The 15,590-nt window shown below is 62.3% G+C and carries 18 protein-coding genes; 9 read left to right on the forward strand and 9 right to left on the reverse strand.

The annotated features are described in order from the left end of the window. Positions 1–4: 4 nt before the first annotated feature. The 5 genes from PSAL_RS16430 to PSAL_RS16450 all read right to left on the reverse strand — a co-directional run bounded on the left by PSAL_RS16430 (position 5) and on the right by PSAL_RS16450 (position 5,696). Positions 5–2,200 carry a DDE-type integrase/transposase/recombinase gene (locus PSAL_RS16430; RefSeq protein ID WP_119837613.1) on the reverse strand — a complete coding sequence of 732 codons (2,196 nt, stop codon included), beginning with the start codon at positions 2,198–2,200 and terminating at the stop codon, positions 5–7. Then, on the reverse strand, positions 2,200–2,961 hold the full coding sequence (locus PSAL_RS16435) for a hypothetical protein (RefSeq protein WP_119837612.1): 762 nt from the start codon (positions 2,959–2,961) through the stop codon (positions 2,200–2,202). The genes PSAL_RS16430 and PSAL_RS16435 overlap by 1 nt, the downstream gene beginning before the upstream one ends. Before the next feature lie 307 nt (positions 2,962–3,268). After that, complete coding sequence (locus PSAL_RS19350) at positions 3,269–4,039, reverse strand: DUF6634 family protein (protein ID WP_331274413.1); 771 nt, start codon at positions 4,037–4,039, stop codon at positions 3,269–3,271. Between the two features lie 530 nt (positions 4,040–4,569). Further along, positions 4,570–5,532 carry an amidohydrolase family protein gene (locus tag PSAL_RS16445; protein WP_196941872.1) on the reverse strand — a complete coding sequence of 321 codons (963 nt, stop codon included), beginning with the start codon at positions 5,530–5,532 and terminating at the stop codon, positions 4,570–4,572. Positions 5,533–5,555: 23 nt separating this feature from the next. Further along, positions 5,556–5,696, reverse strand: a complete 141-nt coding sequence (locus tag PSAL_RS16450) for an SDR family NAD(P)-dependent oxidoreductase (protein ID WP_119840380.1) — start codon at positions 5,694–5,696, stop codon at positions 5,556–5,558. Here PSAL_RS16450 and PSAL_RS16455 point away from each other — a divergent pair. Continuing rightward, entirely contained in the window at positions 5,695–6,720 is a 1,026-nt protein-coding gene (locus PSAL_RS16455; RefSeq protein WP_196941871.1) for a LysR family transcriptional regulator, read from the forward strand. The genes PSAL_RS16450 and PSAL_RS16455 overlap by 2 nt on opposite strands. Before the next feature lie 215 nt (positions 6,721–6,935). Here PSAL_RS16455 and PSAL_RS16460 read toward each other — a convergent pair whose 3' ends face one another. Together PSAL_RS16460 and PSAL_RS16465 are read right to left on the reverse strand one after the other, a co-directional pair. Further along, a complete protein-coding gene (locus tag PSAL_RS16460; protein WP_119840377.1) occupies positions 6,936–7,331 on the reverse strand; it encodes a CopD family protein in 396 nt (131 codons plus the stop codon). Continuing rightward, positions 7,331–7,615, reverse strand: coding sequence for a DUF3817 domain-containing protein (locus tag PSAL_RS16465; protein WP_119840378.1), 285 nt, complete (start codon positions 7,613–7,615; stop codon positions 7,331–7,333). The genes PSAL_RS16460 and PSAL_RS16465 overlap by 1 nt, the downstream gene beginning before the upstream one ends. Positions 7,616–7,708: 93 nt before the next feature. Here PSAL_RS16465 and PSAL_RS16470 point away from each other — a divergent pair, with 93 nt between their 5' ends. Further along, positions 7,709–8,317 (forward strand): TetR/AcrR family transcriptional regulator, encoded by a 609-nt coding sequence (locus tag PSAL_RS16470; RefSeq protein ID WP_196222847.1) that lies wholly within the window; start codon positions 7,709–7,711, stop codon positions 8,315–8,317. Positions 8,318–8,503: 186 nt separating this feature from the next. Here the strand turns inward: PSAL_RS16470 and PSAL_RS16475 are convergent, their stop codons facing one another. Continuing rightward, positions 8,504–9,889, reverse strand: coding sequence for a transposase (locus tag PSAL_RS16475; RefSeq protein ID WP_119840582.1), 1,386 nt, complete (start codon positions 9,887–9,889; stop codon positions 8,504–8,506). A gap of 333 nt (positions 9,890–10,222) precedes the next feature. On the opposite strand from PSAL_RS16475, the gene PSAL_RS16480 reads away from it, so the two are divergent. Genes PSAL_RS16480 through PSAL_RS16510 form a run of 7 tightly spaced genes read left to right on the forward strand, consistent with a single transcriptional unit; the run spans position 10,223 to position 14,720 of the window. Continuing rightward, on the forward strand, positions 10,223–10,828 hold the full coding sequence (locus PSAL_RS16480) for an SCO family protein (RefSeq protein ID WP_119840581.1): 606 nt from the start codon (positions 10,223–10,225) through the stop codon (positions 10,826–10,828). Continuing rightward, positions 10,825–11,250: a disulfide bond formation protein B gene (locus tag PSAL_RS16485; RefSeq protein ID WP_119840580.1), complete on the forward strand. Its 426-nt coding sequence runs from the start codon at positions 10,825–10,827 to the stop codon at positions 11,248–11,250. The genes PSAL_RS16480 and PSAL_RS16485 overlap by 4 nt, the downstream gene beginning before the upstream one ends. After that, positions 11,247–11,906, forward strand: a complete 660-nt coding sequence (locus PSAL_RS16490) for a thioredoxin domain-containing protein (RefSeq protein ID WP_119840579.1) — start codon at positions 11,247–11,249, stop codon at positions 11,904–11,906. The genes PSAL_RS16485 and PSAL_RS16490 overlap by 4 nt, the downstream gene beginning before the upstream one ends. A gap of 32 nt (positions 11,907–11,938) precedes the next feature. Beyond that, on the forward strand, positions 11,939–12,403 hold the full coding sequence (locus tag PSAL_RS16495) for a copper chaperone PCu(A)C (RefSeq protein WP_119840578.1): 465 nt from the start codon (positions 11,939–11,941) through the stop codon (positions 12,401–12,403). Continuing rightward, the gene (locus PSAL_RS16500) at positions 12,403–13,029 is read left to right on the forward strand and encodes an SCO family protein (RefSeq protein WP_119840577.1); all 627 of its coding nucleotides are present in this window, start codon (positions 12,403–12,405) and stop codon (positions 13,027–13,029) included. Before PSAL_RS16495 ends, PSAL_RS16500 begins: the two co-directional genes overlap by 1 nt. Further along, the gene (locus tag PSAL_RS16505) at positions 13,026–14,399 is read left to right on the forward strand and encodes a M23 family metallopeptidase (protein WP_119840576.1); all 1,374 of its coding nucleotides are present in this window, start codon (positions 13,026–13,028) and stop codon (positions 14,397–14,399) included. Before PSAL_RS16500 ends, PSAL_RS16505 begins: the two co-directional genes overlap by 4 nt. A 15-nt stretch (positions 14,400–14,414) precedes the next feature. Further along, on the forward strand, positions 14,415–14,720 hold the full coding sequence (locus PSAL_RS16510; RefSeq protein WP_408004190.1) for a hypothetical protein: 306 nt from the start codon (positions 14,415–14,417) through the stop codon (positions 14,718–14,720). Positions 14,721–14,778: 58 nt separating this feature from the next. On the opposite strand, the gene PSAL_RS16515 is transcribed toward PSAL_RS16510, so the two are convergent. Next, positions 14,779–15,450 carry a L,D-transpeptidase gene (locus tag PSAL_RS16515; protein ID WP_119840575.1) on the reverse strand — a complete coding sequence of 224 codons (672 nt, stop codon included), beginning with the start codon at positions 15,448–15,450 and terminating at the stop codon, positions 14,779–14,781. Positions 15,451–15,590: the final 140 nt, after the last annotated feature.

A 15,590-nucleotide genomic window follows, 5' to 3' on the forward strand; every position in this document is an offset into this window, starting at 1 on the left:
TCTGTTACTCCATGGTGTCTTTTTCGATGGGATCCCGGTCGTCGTCTTCGACGCCGGCACCCGCGATGGGGCGGGGGAGGGGCATTTCGGTGTCCTCAGGGGGGCCAGCACCGAGATCTCCCATCAAATCGCGATAGGGCCCGGCAGCGTGACGGCGCTCTGCGGTATCGGCATGGCGCATGAAACGGTCCGTCTCGGTGTCGAGGTCTTCGGCGGTTTTCGGAAAGGAGATCAGTCCCGCCAGTCGTTTCAGGCGGTAGGATTCGGCGTTGGCCGCGATGGTGAAATCACGCCGTGCAGCGCGCTCGGCGTCATCCTCACAGTCGCGCTCGGCCAACCAGGCGTTCAGATCCACTTCGGTCTTGCCGATCCAGAACGGATCGCAGGCCGGGACGGTGTGCCAGGGGCCATTGTCGGCACGCATGGAAATGCCGCCGATGTCTCCGTTCCACCAAAGGATCTCGACCTGATCAACTTTCTCCCGGAGAAACTTCCTCATGAGCCGGTCGGAATGATAGTCGATATGCCGAACCCGGAAGCCTTTGCGGGAGAGCTTGCGGCGGACCTTCACGCCGAAGGCCTCACGCATCTCCTCGCTGGTCAGCGAGCGCAGCCGGCATTCCCGGATGGCCTTCTCCCAGGCCTTGGCCGGGGACATGCCGAGCGCAGAGTGCTGCTTGGTATGATAGGCATCGACAACCCACCGAACGAGCCAGCAGAGGAAGGCCTCCAGTGTCAGGGTCGCCCGCGCACCGGCGTCGTTCTCGCCGCGTTCGACAACGTTGCTGAAGGCGCGCCCGGAGAAGCGCAGGAGCAGATCCTTGTGGATCGTCCGGAAGACGCGCTCGATATACGGCTTCAGCCAAGGTTTTCCGGCGGGCGCCCCTAGATTGGTAATCCCCAGATCCGCCAGGATGTCGTAGGCGTCATCGGTGATGTACTTGTCGCCACGGTCGAACACGATCGCTTCGGGCGCGCCGCCCATCGGCCAGCCGAACTTCGCGCCAACCGCATCAGCGATCGGCGACTTGTCCATGTAGATCATCTCGAGCGTCTGGGCGAGTGGACTGTCAGTTGCCTGAGGCACGATCTGCAGGGCGAGAAAGGACCTGGTATGAACGTCAATCGCGCCCGATAGTGTAACCCTGCATGCGTTACCGTCCAAGCCGATCACCTGCTTGATCGAGGCCGGAAGATGATCGAAGAGGTCGGTGTCTCGCATGAGGACGAAAAGGTCGACCGTGTATTCATCGACCTCCACGCGCTCCAAGGCTCTCGAGGTCTCGACCCCCATCCCCAAAGTGTGAAGATCCTTGTACGCCCTGTCCCGCCCGTGTCTGCGTATGGCGTGCTCGATCGGCGCGAGCTCCCGGATCTTGCCGGCAAGATGATCGTAGCCGGGGCGTTTGAGCTTCGGCGCGGGGACAGGCAGGCGCTCCCGGCGATCGTTCTCGGCATCGATCGCGGCCTGCACGCTTTCCACGAAAGATTTCACAGTCGGACGCTCGGCGTCCCACAGCATATTGAGCTGCCGCTCGATGAAACTGGACGTTTCGTCGTCATAGCGCGTGTAGCGACCGCAGTTACGGTACTGATCGAACAGGCCATCGTCGCCGTGGATTTTCCACCGCCAGTACCATTTCCACATGGTGTGTCCGGACTTGAAGCCCTGATGGAATTCGACGGCGCGTTCCTGCTCCTTTCTGCGCTTTTGAACCCTGGTGCCACCACGCTTGGAGGTCCGCATGGACTGTGCGGCCAGATACTCGCGGTATCTCTGCGAGCCATTGGCGACGATGCTGACAATCTTGTCGCCGAAATCGTCCCGGACCGGCTCGAGTTGTCCCCTGTCCAGCATGTTCTGGATCGCAAGGACGAATTGCTTGCGGAACCGTTGTCGGGCGATCTCGGTCTGAACGCGGTGGCTACGGCGCACAGTCGTGGCGTCGAATGGCTTTGCCAGGGGACGCTTGAGGATCTTGAGGGTGCCTTGGTTGTTCTCGGTGACGACTGCGTCGTAGCTGTAGATGCCTGCGATGCTGTCGTGGCACTCGCCGACTTCCGGGTCGGTCCATTCTTCCCAGAAAACGAAGTATCCTTCCGGACGCAGCTCCAGCACGCGCCCCTTGCGCACGCCGATCTGGAATTCACAGTCCTTCTCGAGAAGGACCTTGACCTTCTTCTTGAACGGGGCGGCCATCAGCTGACATCCCCGCGGATGATCAGGGTCCTGCCGGTGATTTTTTCATGGTTGAAGAGCCGGGCCTGCCCGAAGCGGATCGCCCGCGCCACACTGCGGAAACCAGCGCCGCCGAGGCCGATCCCTGCGAGGAACGCGGTGATGCTGACCGGGGCCTCGACGGTGGTCAACCCGGCAAGGACATGGGCGTCGAGGGTGGGTTCCGGATTTCGGGCCGAGTGGAAGAGCTTGGCGTTGTGGAGCTCAATGGGGTTGATGTTGCGCTCGGTGACCGTCAGGGCGTCGTCGCAAATATTGCCGATCGCGGCGAGCTTGATGCGGTCCATCGTCGCTCGGTAGAGATAGGTCTGGGCAATGCGCTCCGGCTTGACGGAAATGCAGACGCGGCGACCGCCCCGGAAGGTCACCCGGAAATCGAAGTAGTGTACGGACGCCTTCCCGTTCGGCAGGACGAATGGCAGCGCTTCCAGCTGTTCCTCGATGTCGAGGAAATCCGAGCGATAGATGAAGCACACGGCGGTGTTGTGTTCGGTCATGCTGGCGAACCCGAGGCGCTGCGTGACCTCGCCGCGATTGAACACCAGCTCCCCGACGAAGTGCCCCTTGGAGCTTTTGGGGATCCTGCGCTTCGCGCGGCTCGGCAGCGGCCTGCCGTGGCTGGGGTCACGGCCCAGGCTGGTGCGGGCCCCGAGGGAGCCGCCTGCGGCCATGGACGTCATGCTCCGGGTCTTGAAATCGGTTTTGATCGGGTCGTTCTTCATTGCGTCTTTCCTTTGGGCACAGAAATTCCGGTCCCGATCCGCCGTGCGGTCAGGGGTTTCCGCGCTGATCTGCCCGGAAAATGGATCTTGTGGAGCGGTCTGTCCCGGGGCTCAGGTCATGGACCAGGGCTTGGGACAGCTGTCAGGATCAGGTGATGGTCAAAATCGTTATGGCGCTCTCCTCCTGGTGCGATAGCTCGGTTTCTTCCCCTGCACGGCGGTGCAAGCTTCTGTGTCCTTCTGATAGTTGGTGAAGTAGGCAAAAGATTCCGGAGCAACATGGTCTGAGAGCAAAAAAATCAATTTTTTAAAGGGCTTGAGGTACTTGAAAGAGATTTTCGTTTGGCATATTAGGCCAGGCCCTCGCGAGCCGTGTCAGCTCGGGGACAAGGTCGTCGTACCCGACGCTGAAGGCCAGATCGGCAACCTCCTGTGGGCGCCTGACCATGAATTTCCTGGCCATATGCATCGGCAGGCTGATGATGCCGTCATCAACGGATACGAGATACCCCCGGAGGGAGACGCCGGCATACTCGTCCGGCAGAGGCGGGACGAAGGCAGACCTGAGCCTGTACCAGCGTGAAAGGGTCCGGGCCCATTGCCGGTCTTCGGAGACGAAGATCAGGGTCGATGTCTGGATCCAGCTGTCGCCGAGTAGTGGGTGACCGGTGACATCGCCGACGAGGAAGATCTCCCGCCCGCGCGTCGCGACGGTCCAGTTCGCGAGGCAAGGGGCTTCGGTTTTCAACTGGGCAGGATCAGGTCTCCGGTGGACCGCGCGGAATGCGGAGAGGTACAGTTCGATGAGTGTGCGAAGGGAGGGCGAGGCGCGTTGCATGTTCAAGTCCAATGCATGAGGGAGCCATCCCGGCCGCATCGGAGAGGCAGCAGGGCGGGCTATCTGGGGTACAGGATGAACGCGCGTGTTCCGCGGTGCCTTTAGGCAAAGGCGGGCGGGATGGAAAACAGAAAGTCTTGCGAAAACAATAGGGTTCAAGTGTTTTCGACGCGCTGTTTCCGCAGTCCTGGCTTGCCATGACATGATATCTGGCCAGGTTCTCGCATCGGAGTTCGGCATGAAATTTCTTCGATACGCAACCAAGTGAGGAGTCGGAGGGATGTCTGCCTCCCGCTATGGTGGCGCGAAGGGGCGAGTGTTTTCCGCATGGGATGTGCGACTGGCGTCTTTGGGGAATCACGCACAGGGGATTGCACGCCCTTGCCTGGCGAAAGGATACCGCGAGGCTGGTCGCCATAGTTCCCCGGCTGTCACGCCTTCTGTTCAAAACGACGCCATCCGACCAACGCGTCACGCTTTTCCTCGACCTCTTGCGACAAGGTAACTTGGGCTTGAGCGGCGCTTAGCCTGCAATGTCTATGCTGGTCTCGACGGGGACTTACGGTCGCTCGGCGTGCATCCTGGGCGCCTCGCTCCCATAATCACATACGGCCCAGAGCCGACCTTCATGCCCAGCGTTGGTGCCACATTGCGGCTTCCCGAGACCGGCCATTCGTGCATCGTGCAGCATTTTTTGAAGGGCGAAGGTCGGCAGTGCGGACGAAGCTGCCGTTCGTAGATACCGACAGGGAAAATGGTCGAGGTGTTTCTCAGCTCCGAATGATTTGCGACGTAAGCAAATCCCAGTTTCCAGCTGCGAAGCGGCCGCGTTGTTCATCGGGCAGTCCGGAACCATCTAGGAAAGTGCAAATGACCTCCCGGCTCACGGCTTGGTAGGGATAATCTGTGGAGAATAGCAGACGTTCCGGGCCCACGATCCCAAGGGCGCGGCGCATGTGCTCGTGGGACAGCATACCGCTCGCGCCTAAATAAAGATTGCGACGCAGGTAGGCCTCCAGCGGCTGCTGAAGACCGGAAACGCGATCAAGGATCTGCAAGCGGTCGACGTAATACAGGACAAGCTCGCCCCAATGCCCGAGGATGATAGGCAGGTCGGGGTTTCGATCAAAGAGCCCCGACAGCAACAGCCGCAGGAACTGGACCCCAGCATCCAGATGCCAGCCTATCGCAAAACCCGAAAGCGCCATCTCCACGCGATCCCCGAGGCCGTGGAACCAGGCGTTGCGTACCCCGTCCGGGGCCACGCGGGGATGCAGCAGCATGGGTATGCGGCGCCGACCGGCAAGATCGAAGACTGGTGCGAAATCCGGGTGGTCAAGGTTGCGCGCGCCCGCGCGCCCGCAGAGCATGGCCCCCGAGAATCCTAGCTCGACGATGCATCTCTCCAACTCTTGGATCGCGGCCTCCGGACAGGCCATCGGCAAGGTGGCCATGGCCTCGAACCTGTCCGGATAGCGCATGATCGCCGCGGCCATGGCGTCATTGACCCGGCGCGCCATGTCGACGCTGTCCGGCCCAAGGTCATGCAGGGCCGGGGTTGTCAGCGACAGGACCTGAACGTCGATCCCGGCCGCGTCCATGTCGGCGATACGGCGTTCGGACAAGCCTAGCAATCGCGGACCGATGTCTCCGACTCCGTGGTAAGCAACGCCTGGGTCGCTCACCTCGAGGCCGAGCGCCTGCCAAGCCTGCGCAACCTCGGCCGTCATCATGTGTTCTTCGGTGGCAATGATCCTCATGGCGTCACCAGGGCGTGCAGCGGCGTGCCGGCTTCCTGTCGGGCCGTTCCCGTGACGTGCCAACCACGGGTGACAAACTCTTGGGCCAGGGCATGACCGATCCCGCGCGTGGCTCCAATGATCAGAATACGTTGCATGAAGGCGTTCCATTTCTGGTTTGTTGCAGGTGCATTTCACCTAGGGGGCGCCTTCTGCTTGCGCCATACGCGCTGCCATCAAGAAGTTATTGCGTTGGACGCACTGAGTATCCATCAATTGGCGATGACCAGACCGGACCTAAACCTCTTTCGCGCGCTTGATGCGCTTCTTGCCACACAAAGCGTGACGGAGGCAGCCGCGCGGTTGGGACTGAGCGTTTCTGCCATGAGCCGCTGCCTCAGCAGGCTTCGCTCGATCACGGGGGATCCGTTGTTCGTGAGGGCCGGCGCACGTCTGGTCCCGACGCCGCGCGCAATGTCACTGGCCCGCCGGGTACCAGGCATATTGGCCGATATCGAATCCGTTCTGGCGAGGGATGACGACACTTTCGATCCGGCGACGCTTGATCGGACCTTTCAGCTGCGCGCGAACGAGGGATTTATCTACCGCTTCGCCGCCCCCCTGATCGCGGCGATGCAGTCGGATGCGCCGCTGGCACGATTGCACCTCGCCCCGAAACCTACCAAAGATGCGACCGCCCTGCGCGACGGCGTGGCAGATCTTGAAATCGGTGTTCTAGGCGATTTCGCGCCGGAAGTTCGGACCCGAAAGCTTTTCGAGGATGACTTCATCGCAGCCGTGCGCCCCGGGCACCCTCTGCTTGCGTCGCCTGTCACGCCTGCACGCTTCGCGGCCGCCCTTCATGTGGTTTCCTCCCGTCGAGGTCTGGCTGTCGGGCCGGTCGATGCCGCCTTGGCAGAGCTCGGCCTGACGCGCCAGGTGGTTGGCATCGTTCCGGGCTTTCCGGATGCGATGGAGGTTGCGAGCCGCTCTGACCTTGTCGCGCAGGTTCCACGCTCGGTTCTCAGGCGCAATCTCGTGGGGCTTCCCTTGCCGGTTCCGGTTCCCGGGATTGCCGTGTCGGCGATGTGGCATCCAAGATTCGAGACCGACCCGGAACAGAGATGGTTCCGCAAAGTGGTCATCGCCACGATCCTTCGGATCCAGGCTGGTAGCGACTGACCTCTGAGTCGGAAGCGCGTTTCCAGTCGAAAGGCCGGAGCCGCTTTGGGCTCAAACCTGCCGTTTGCTGCGACTGTGAACGTTGTTTGGTTCAGTTTTGCATGATGATGGCTGCTATGCAGGACTTTGCTGTCGTTGCGTTTCCTCATTTGAATGTCTGCTCTTTTTCTCTTCCGAAAAAGAGGGCTTAGGCCCAACCTGGCAACGCGACGCAATCATGGTTTGATCGTCACAAGAAGGACGATCAGCGACAATAGGGCCAGCCCGACAAACAGGAACAGGCCACCCGTGGGTTTTGCGTCACCCCCGTTGTCCTGAACCGCGCGGCGCAGTTTTCCGACCAGAGCACCGTGCAATCCCGAGAGGCCGAGCACGAGCACAATCTTCATCCCCAACCATGCTGATGTAAACCAGCCGCCCTGAACCCCAAGCGATATGCCGAGAAGCAAGGCGAGGATCATCGCAGGAGACGACACCGCCCTGTCATAGGCCCGCAACGGTTTCATATGGATCAAGGCTGGATATCGCAGGGCAAGAGCGACGGCGGCCATCCCGCCGAGCCAAACGAAAAGTGCAATCAGATGTGCGGCTTTAGTGAGGTCGTAGAGCATTACTTTTGTTCCATTTTTCGGCGCAACCAGCGCTCATTCACAAAGCCGCCGAACGGAATCATCGCACCGACAAAAAGACGCGCGGCCCCTGTCCAGCCGATCAGACCTTCCGCCCAGGATCGGATCACGAACCAGAGGAAAATCATGAAGGCCAATCCGTGGAGCGGCCCCATGACAGCAACGAGTTGCGACACACCTGCAAAGTATTTCAGTGGCATCGCCACGCAAAACAGGGCGAGGAGCGTCAGAGCCTCGAAAATAGCGGCACGCATAAGGCCAATCATGAAGGATCCTCCGAATCTCTCTGTGTAAACGTATGTTTACTTTACGGCGAGACTTGACGTGTGTAAACAGTTGTTCACACGGAGATGATATCAATGAAAAAAGCCAGCATCGTAAAAGACCGCGCCGCGACCGAGACCCGCATTCTCAACGCGGCCCGCGCCGTGTTTGCCCGACGCGGATACGATGCAGCTGGATTGCGCGAGATTGCGGAAGCGGCCCAAGCGAACCTATCGCTGATCAGCCGGTATTTCGGCGGCAAAGTGGGTTTGCTGACTGCGTTGACAGATCAGTTCGTAGCGGGCCGCCGAGAGGGGAGGTTGTCCTATCCGCCGCAGGATACCTTGGAAGACGAGATATACAGTTACCTGCACGAAAAGCTACGCGACGATCTGAAGGACGAGGACATCGTGCGGCTGATCGTCAGTCGCGCCGCTATCGATGCCGAGTTTCGAGAAAAGGGGCGTGTGCATTCCGATGGTCTCGCGGATGAAAATTTTCGATTCCGTGTCAGACGGTTACAGGATAACGGCAAAGTTTCACCAGATATGGATATCGACTTGTTATTCGCTGGGGTCATGCATGTGTCTTTCTCGGTGAATTTCTTCGGCGCGATTGTTGCGGGGCGTCCAGACACGGAAATTGAGGCACTCTTCCATGGGTTTGCGGCAGCATTGGCGCAGGGGTTTCCGGGTCGGCATTAAAGGGCGCGTTTGGCGCATGTCGCGGCAAGAGCTACCGCGCAGGCAGGGGGGAATGTCGGCTTTGCACTATGAGAACCAATAATCGCGCACTTGCAGCGAAGGTCTGCAAACCGCCGATTCTGTGGAAAAACACCCGTTTGCGAGCGCAGAATATCGCCGGCTGAACATGGCACTCCACCTTTCCTGTCAGGCGGTTCTCGGTTTCTGCGGTGCGGGAAGGACCTTGGCCAGTTTCCTGAGGTTCTGGGCGGTTGCGGCGAGGATGAATTCGTCATTCGCGCCGCATGGCCCGCGTAATCGGAGCCTATTCAGGCCAAGGATCCGTTTGAGGTGGGCAAAGAGCATCTCGACCTTCTTTCGCAGCTTCATCGAAATGACGTATTGGTCGGTCTTGGCGATGTCGCGGGCGACCTGGCGGGCGTCTTCGTGTTCCTCGCGGGTGATCTTTCGGGCATCTGCATTCGGGCAGCACTTCGGCTTGGAAGGACACGCTTGGCAGACTTCCTTCAGGGCGCGATAGCGGGCCGTGCCCTTGCCGCTCGGCCCCCGGTTGGGGTCTGAGTAGTTTCTGCGGAACTGCTTCAGCTCGTGACCTTCGGGGCAGATGTATTGGTCGTTCTCGGCGTCCCATTCGAAGTCGGCGCGGGTCCAGGTCCCGTCACTGCGCCCGGACTTGTCGAATACGGGAATATGCGGGGCGATCTTCTGATCGACCAACCAGCCCAGCATCGGGGCGGTGCCATAGGCGGTGTCCGCGATCAGGCGCTCGGGGTGGAGGTCGAACTTGGCCTTCACGCGCTTCAGCATGGTCTTCGTCGAACCGACCTCGGCCTGTCGGATGGATCTCGTAGCCTCCACGTCCACGATGACGCCGTGGTCCGTGTCGATCAGGTAGTTATCGGAATAGCTGAAGAATGCCGGGCCCTTGCGGGCCGCTGTCCACTGGCTGGCGGGGTCGGAATGGGAGGTGAACTTGGGCTGAACCTCGCTGGCGGCACCGAACGCCGCCTCATCCAGGGTGGCGAGATACTCGCGAACCGCCCGGGGCGCGTTGGCGGGATCGATCTGCCCCGCATCCCAATCCTCCTTCGGCGTCGAGTTCTGCTTGTTGGCATCCGCTTCGATCAAACTTGCGTCGATGGCCATGCGCTGGCCGCTGACGAGACCTTCTTCGATGCACCGCGCGACGGTCGTGTCGAACAGGTGCCGCAGCAATTCGCTCTCGCGGAAGCGCCCGTGCCGGTTCTTCGAGAACGTGGAATGGTCCGGGACGCAGTCACTCAGATCGAGACGGCAGAACCAACGATAAGCGAGGTTGAGATGCACCTCCTCGCAGAGCCGCCGCTCGGACCGGATACCGAAGCAATACCCGACCAGCAGCATCCGGATCAGCAGCTCGGGATCGACGGACGGCCGCCCGGTATGGCTGTAGAAATCGGCGAGGTAGCTGCGGATGCTGCTCAGATCGACGAACCGGTCAATGGATCGTAGAAGGTGATCTTGAGGGACGTGATCCTCCAGTGAGAACTCGTAGAACAGCGCCGGTTGCGCTTCCTGCCGCGGTCCCATCATTGCCGGATCCTCCCACCCTATACTGGAATTGAATCAGCAGACGGACTTTCGATCAAGGGCGAGTTTTTCAACAAAATACGCCCTTCCATGTCGATCAGTCGCCTAGTTCGGGCGAGAACGTGGCGGCGCCGCCGCGTGATGTCCTGGAGCCGGTCGTGTGAGCAGCACTAGGGGCGGTTTCCGGACATTCTCTGCAAGCGCAAACTCATGGTGATGCGATGGAAAAGCGGTCTCCGTAACGTTGCTGTGACGACTGAATAAACAGGTTGAACCTCCAGTGGCTTGAGGGTTTACACCCAAACGAAAACGGGAATCACGGGCAGGCAATCCGCATTGAAACTGACGTTTCTTCAAAAGATCCTCTGGGCGCTCGCGGGAGTTGCCACCTTGGCTTTCGTCTGGTTGCTGCTCTGGGCGGACTATCGAGCCGACCAGGCTGCGGAGGGCGAGCCTGCGTTTCGTGCGGATTTCGAATTGACGGATCACACCGGAATGGTCCGCACGCAGGAGGATTACGCGGGCCGCTGGATGGTGATCTTCTTCGGCTTCGCCAATTGCCCCGATGTGTGCCCGACGACGCTGGCCGAGGTTGCCGCCGTCATGGACGGGCTGGGCGCGGATGCGGCGCAGGTTCAGCCGCTCTTCATCACCATCGATCCCGAGCGCGACACGCCGACGGTCCTCGCAGATTTCGTGCCGAGGTTCGAGGCCGGGATCGTCGGCCTGACCGGATCGCCCGACCAGATCGACCGCACCGCCGACAGCTTTCACATCTTCTACGAAAAGGTCGAGGAGGCCGCGGCACCCGGCGGCTACACGATGGGTCATTCCTCGCAGCTCTTCCTGTTTGATCCGGAGGGCGGTTACGTGAAAGCCTGGAGCTACGGCACCCCGGCCGAGGAGATCCTTGCCGATCTGAGGGGGCGCGTCGCCGGATGAGTCGGGGATTGACGGCAGAAGCGGCTCTGACTGCCGCCTGGGTGGTGGCGCTCGTGGCAACGCTCTCGGTGCTGTTCATCGGCGAGGTGCTGGGCCAGATGCCTTGTCTGCTGTGCTGGTATCAGCGCGCCTTCATGTTCCCGTTGCCCATCGTTCTGGGCCTCGGTCTGTGGTGTCAGGACGCCCGCGTCGGACGGTATGGGTTGGCGCTCAGCCTCTGCGGCGGGGCCGTCGCGCTCTGGCACATGGGCCTTTACGTCGGCATCATCCCGGAGCCCATCCAGCCTTGCACGGCGACCGGCCCCTCCTGCACCGACGCCAATCAATTGATCCTCGGGGTTCCGATCCCGCTCCTGTCGCTTGTCGCCTTCACGCTCACCGCGAGCCTGTCGGCCCTCTCTCTGAAGGACCCGCGCCTATGAATCGTCGCGCTATCATGCTCTCCGTTGTTGCCGTCGCCGTTGCCGTCTTCGCCGCAGCGGCCTGGTTCACGACACGTCCCGCGTCCGTCGCCGCGACCGCGACGGTCCCGCCAGAACAGAGCGAGGCGCTGCTGCGGTCTTACTCCCCGATCCTCGGACCCGAGGATGCCCCCGTCACCATCGTCGAGTTCTTCGATCCGGCCTGCGAGGCGTGCCGCGCCTTCTATCCGGTGGTCAAGGACATCATGGCCGAGCATGGCGACGCGGTGCGCGTCGCCATCCGCTACACGCCTTTCCACGGCGAAGCGTCGGAGGAGGCGATCCGCGTGCTCGAGGCGGCCCGGATGCAGGACGTCTACGAACCCGTGATTGAGGCGCTCCTGCGCGAGCAGCCGCGATGGACCTCGCATGGCGCGCCGGCTCCGGGGCTGATCCTGGAGGTCGCTGCGACCGCGGGGCTGGATGTGGATGCGGCGCGCACGCAGATGCTCGCGCCGGATGTCGTGGCGATCCTGAACCAGGACCGCGCCGATGTCGAAACCATGGCTGTGCGCCAGACGCCCACATTCTTCGTCAACGGCCGGCCGCTCGATCCGTTCGGCGAGGCCGAACTGCGCGCGCTGGTGGCAGAGGAAGTGGCCGCGAGCGGCTCGTGACCGTGGCGCGCATGACAAGGAGACAACCGCGAATGACCAAGCTCACCCTCCCGTTGCTGGCGACCCTCACCGCACTTGCGCTCACCTCCGGTGTCGCCCTTGCCGGGTCGGAGGATGTGGTCGTCGAAAACGCGTGGGCGCGCGCCTCCATCGGGGTCAACCGCCCCGGCGCGGCTTACATGACGATCCGCAACACCGGAGACGAGGCCGTCACGCTGACCGGCATTTCCACGCCGCTCGCCATGATGCCGGAGATCCACGAGAGCAAGACCAATGCCGAGGGTGTCAGTTCGATGGCGCCTGCGGGCGAGATTGCCATCGCCCCCGGCGAAGCCGCGGAACTGGAGCCCGGCGGGCTGCACGCGATGCTGATGCAGCTACAAAAGCCGATGACCGAGGGCGACAGCTTTCCACTGACGCTGAGCTTCTCCGATGGTGGCGACATTGCGGTCGACGTGCCGATCCTCGGAATCGCGGCGCGCGGGCCGGACGGCTGATGCGGCGCCGAACGGCTCTTGGATACGGCGCCGCTGCTCTGGGCGCCATGGGGCTGACGCTGTTCGTCGGCTGGTGGCGGGTGGACGGCCCCGGCGCGCCGAAGGCTGTGGCAAGCCTTCCCCTACCGCTCACTGAAATGGACTTTCGTCTTACTGATCACGAGGGGCAGCCGGTTGGCCCGGAGACCCTGGTCGGCCGTCCGACCATGGTGTTCTTCGGCTTCACCTTCTGCCCCGACGTCTGCCCGACCACACTGTCGGACATTTCCGGCTGGCTCGATGCGCTCGGCGAGGATGCCGGGCAGATGAACGTGGCCTTCATCACCGTGGATCCGGACCGCGACACCGTCGAGGCGATGGCCGAGTATGTCGGTTATTTCCATCCGGCGATCCGCGGCTGGACCGGTGCGCAAGATCAGATAGCACGCGCGGCGGAAGGGTTCCGGGCGAGCTACGAGCGTTTTCCGGCCGACGGCGGCGACTACACCATGAACCACACGGCGAGCGTTTTCCTGTTCGACGCGGCCGGCGGGTTCGTCAGCATGATCGACTATCACGAACCGAGGGAGTTCGCAGTGCCGAAGATCCGCCGGGCGCTGGAAGAAGAAACGAAGGGGGCGACATGAAGCTGAGGTATCTGGCGGTCGGAATCGTGACGGCGGGAAGCGTGTCTGCGACCGCCCTCGCGCTTTCGGGCACCTGGACACGAGACCCTGTTCCGCCCGGTCTTGCCGAAGCTGCAGTCTGGACGCCTGAGGCCATGCCCATGCCGGCACTCACTGAGGCGCCGGTCCTCGGGCCGACCCTCACCCGTTCGGATGTTGCCCCGATGGTCAGCCCGTCGGCTCTGCCGTCTGCCGTCGTAGTCGCGCCATCGCTTCCGAGGGTCGAGCCTTCGCTCCGGACATGGTCACGCGAGATCGCCGCAGGCGAGACTCTCGACGCGGTTCTCGCGGAGGCAGGTCTCGACGCCCCGGGTCGCGCCGAGGTGGCGCTTGCACTTGCGGCAGAGTTCGACCTGCGTCGCTTGCGTCCGGGACATGCCCTAAGCGTCATCACCAGCCCGGATGGCAACCCAAGCCGCGTCGTTCTGGAGGTGGACGACGGCGTCCGGATCGAGGCTGTCTTTGGCGCGCAGGTTGTGACGCGCGTGGTGGCCCCCGATCCCGAAACCGTCATTCTGGCCGGTGAGGCCCGCATCGAAAGCTCGGTCTTCGCGGCGCTCGACGCGGGCGGCATCCCGGCGCGCTTCGCGGTCGATCTGGCGCAGATGCTGGGTGGCGCCGTGGATTTCCGTCGCGACCTGACGGGTGGCGAGACCCTGCGGCTCATGTGGCGTGAGGCGCGGGTCGGCGACGACATCGTCGGCCAGCCGGACCTGACCTTCGCGGCGCTCGACCTTGGCGACACGCTGTTCGAGATCGTTTGGCCGGAGGATGGCTCCGGGCGGGCCACGATCTACCGTAATGGCGTGGTCATGCGCGTATTCGCGCAGCCGGTCGAGGGCGCGCGGCTCAGTTCCGTGTTCGGGCGCAGGACGCACCCGATCTACGGCGACACAAGGATGCACACCGGCGTCGATTTCGCCGCAGCCCGCGGCACCCAAGTTTATTCGACCGCACCCGGACGCATCAGTTTCATCGGTCGTCGGGGCGGCTACGGCCGCGTTGTCGAGATCGCGCATGGGTCGGAAACCATGACCCGTTATGCGCATCTGAGCGCCGTCCCAGACGGGCTTGCCCAAGGCGACCGTGTCGCGGCGGGGGATCTCATCGGCCGCGTCGGCGCGACGGGCACCGCAACCGGCCCGAACCTGCACTACGAGGTGCGTGTGAATGGCCTGCCCACTGACCCCCTCTCGGATGACCGGCTCGCCGAAGCGGCGGAACGAGTTGCCGACGATGGCGCAGCGCTCGCTCGTCTCGGCACCGCGCGAGCCCGTCTCGATGAGCGGCTCGCGCGTCTGCTAATCGCCGACGACAATGAAAAATTGTGACAAAGGATACGACCAGTGACCCAATCGCGCATATCGGCAAAGACGCTTCTCCTGCTTGCGGGCCCGTTGACCCTCGGTGCCTGTGCCATCCCCGTCGCCGGCCCGGCAGACCCGGATACGGGCCTCTCGGCGGAGATGATGACTCAACTGATAACGATGGCGGCTCCCTATCAGGACCTGCAGTCGGTCCGCTTGCGGCCCGAAGACGGCTGCTACTGGTATCGCCATGCCGGACCCGTCGAGACGACGATGCTTCCCCTTCGAACGGTGGACGGCCGACCGATCTGCACGCAGCGCGTGGCGCAGGCCGCAGGCGGATGAACAGACCGGGCAGCCTGTTCCATGGCGCGACGAAGATCTCTTCGGGCTTGGGGCCCGATCAGCTATGCGCCGTGACCGGACCGTCTCCAGGAGCCGGGTAAAGGTGAGCCGTGACCCCGATCTCGACCTGCTCGTAAAGGTCGTTGATGTGGGGCATGACCATACGCACGCAGCCCGAACTGGCCCGACTGCCGATCGAGCGGGGGTGAGGCGTGCCGTGGATCCGAAGGTACGTGTCCCGGTCGCCGACAAAGAGATAGAGTGCTCGAGAACCGAGTGCGTTCTTCGGACCCGGCTCCATTCCGTCTTCGACTTCTTTGTAAATCTCCGGATTGCGGCGGACCATGTCCTGCGTTGGCGTCCAGTGCGGCCACTCCACCTTGCGCTTGATGGTGTAGGTGCCCGGTTCGTAGAGGCCGTCCCTACCAATTGCCACGCCGTAGCGCATGGCCGTGCCGCCCTCTTCGATGTGATAGAGGTAACGGGCGACAGCATCGACATGGATGTCGCCGGTCACAAGCCCGGGCCGGGCCTCGACCCGCTGCGGCAGCAGGCGCGGATGCAGGCCCCACGGGTTCGTCGTGGCCGGATCGTAGCCTGGAGGAGTGACCTGCGCGTCCCACGCGGCCTTCTGTTCGTCGGTCGGCCAAGAGCTGGCGACGGCAACTCCGGATATCGCGGGCGAGAACATGGCGGCGGTCGCGCCGATGAAATGGCGTCTTGTCAGCATAACTTGCAATCCTTCTATTTCCATTCAGTATTTCAAATTCGAGATTTATGGGAAAGAGCGGGCTTGGCCGGTTTTTGCACGACTCGTGAAGATATTCTCTTTTCTTTAAGCCTCCTTCGCGCAGAAATGACATCCCCACT

The sequence above is a fragment of the Pseudooceanicola algae genome (assembly GCF_003590145.2).
In the GTDB taxonomy this organism is placed as follows: domain Bacteria; phylum Pseudomonadota; class Alphaproteobacteria; order Rhodobacterales; family Rhodobacteraceae; genus Pseudooceanicola; species Pseudooceanicola algae.

Coding starts and splice junctions, on each gene's coding strand:
- PSAL_RS16485 (WP_119840580.1), top strand. CDS start 10,825: ATGAGTCGGGGATTGACGGCAGAAGCGGCTCTGACTGCCGCCTGGGTG.
- PSAL_RS16470 (WP_196222847.1), top strand. CDS start 7,709: ATGAAAAAAGCCAGCATCGTAAAAGACCGCGCCGCGACCGAGACCCGC.
- PSAL_RS16465 (WP_119840378.1), bottom strand. CDS start 7,615: ATGATTGGCCTTATGCGTGCCGCTATTTTCGAGGCTCTGACGCTCCTC.
- PSAL_RS16475 (WP_119840582.1), bottom strand. CDS start 9,889: ATGATGGGACCGCGGCAGGAAGCGCAACCGGCGCTGTTCTACGAGTTC.
- PSAL_RS16460 (WP_119840377.1), bottom strand. CDS start 7,331: ATGCTCTACGACCTCACTAAAGCCGCACATCTGATTGCACTTTTCGTT.
- PSAL_RS16515 (WP_119840575.1), bottom strand. CDS start 15,450: ATGCTGACAAGACGCCATTTCATCGGCGCGACCGCCGCCATGTTCTCG.
- PSAL_RS16500 (WP_119840577.1), top strand. CDS start 12,403: ATGCGGCGCCGAACGGCTCTTGGATACGGCGCCGCTGCTCTGGGCGCC.
- PSAL_RS16445 (WP_196941872.1), bottom strand. CDS start 5,532: ATGATGACGGCCGAGGTTGCGCAGGCTTGGCAGGCGCTCGGCCTCGAG.
- PSAL_RS16495 (WP_119840578.1), top strand. CDS start 11,939: ATGACCAAGCTCACCCTCCCGTTGCTGGCGACCCTCACCGCACTTGCG.
- PSAL_RS16435 (WP_119837612.1), bottom strand. CDS start 2,961: ATGAAGAACGACCCGATCAAAACCGATTTCAAGACCCGGAGCATGACG.
- PSAL_RS19350 (WP_331274413.1), bottom strand. CDS start 4,039: ATGCCGAACTCCGATGCGAGAACCTGGCCAGATATCATGTCATGGCAA.
- PSAL_RS16450 (WP_119840380.1), bottom strand. CDS start 5,696: ATGCAACGTATTCTGATCATTGGAGCCACGCGCGGGATCGGTCATGCC.
- PSAL_RS16430 (WP_119837613.1), bottom strand. CDS start 2,200: ATGGCCGCCCCGTTCAAGAAGAAGGTCAAGGTCCTTCTCGAGAAGGAC.
- PSAL_RS16505 (WP_119840576.1), top strand. CDS start 13,026: ATGAAGCTGAGGTATCTGGCGGTCGGAATCGTGACGGCGGGAAGCGTG.
- PSAL_RS16490 (WP_119840579.1), top strand. CDS start 11,247: ATGAATCGTCGCGCTATCATGCTCTCCGTTGTTGCCGTCGCCGTTGCC.
- PSAL_RS16455 (WP_196941871.1), top strand. CDS start 5,695: ATGAAGGCGTTCCATTTCTGGTTTGTTGCAGGTGCATTTCACCTAGGG.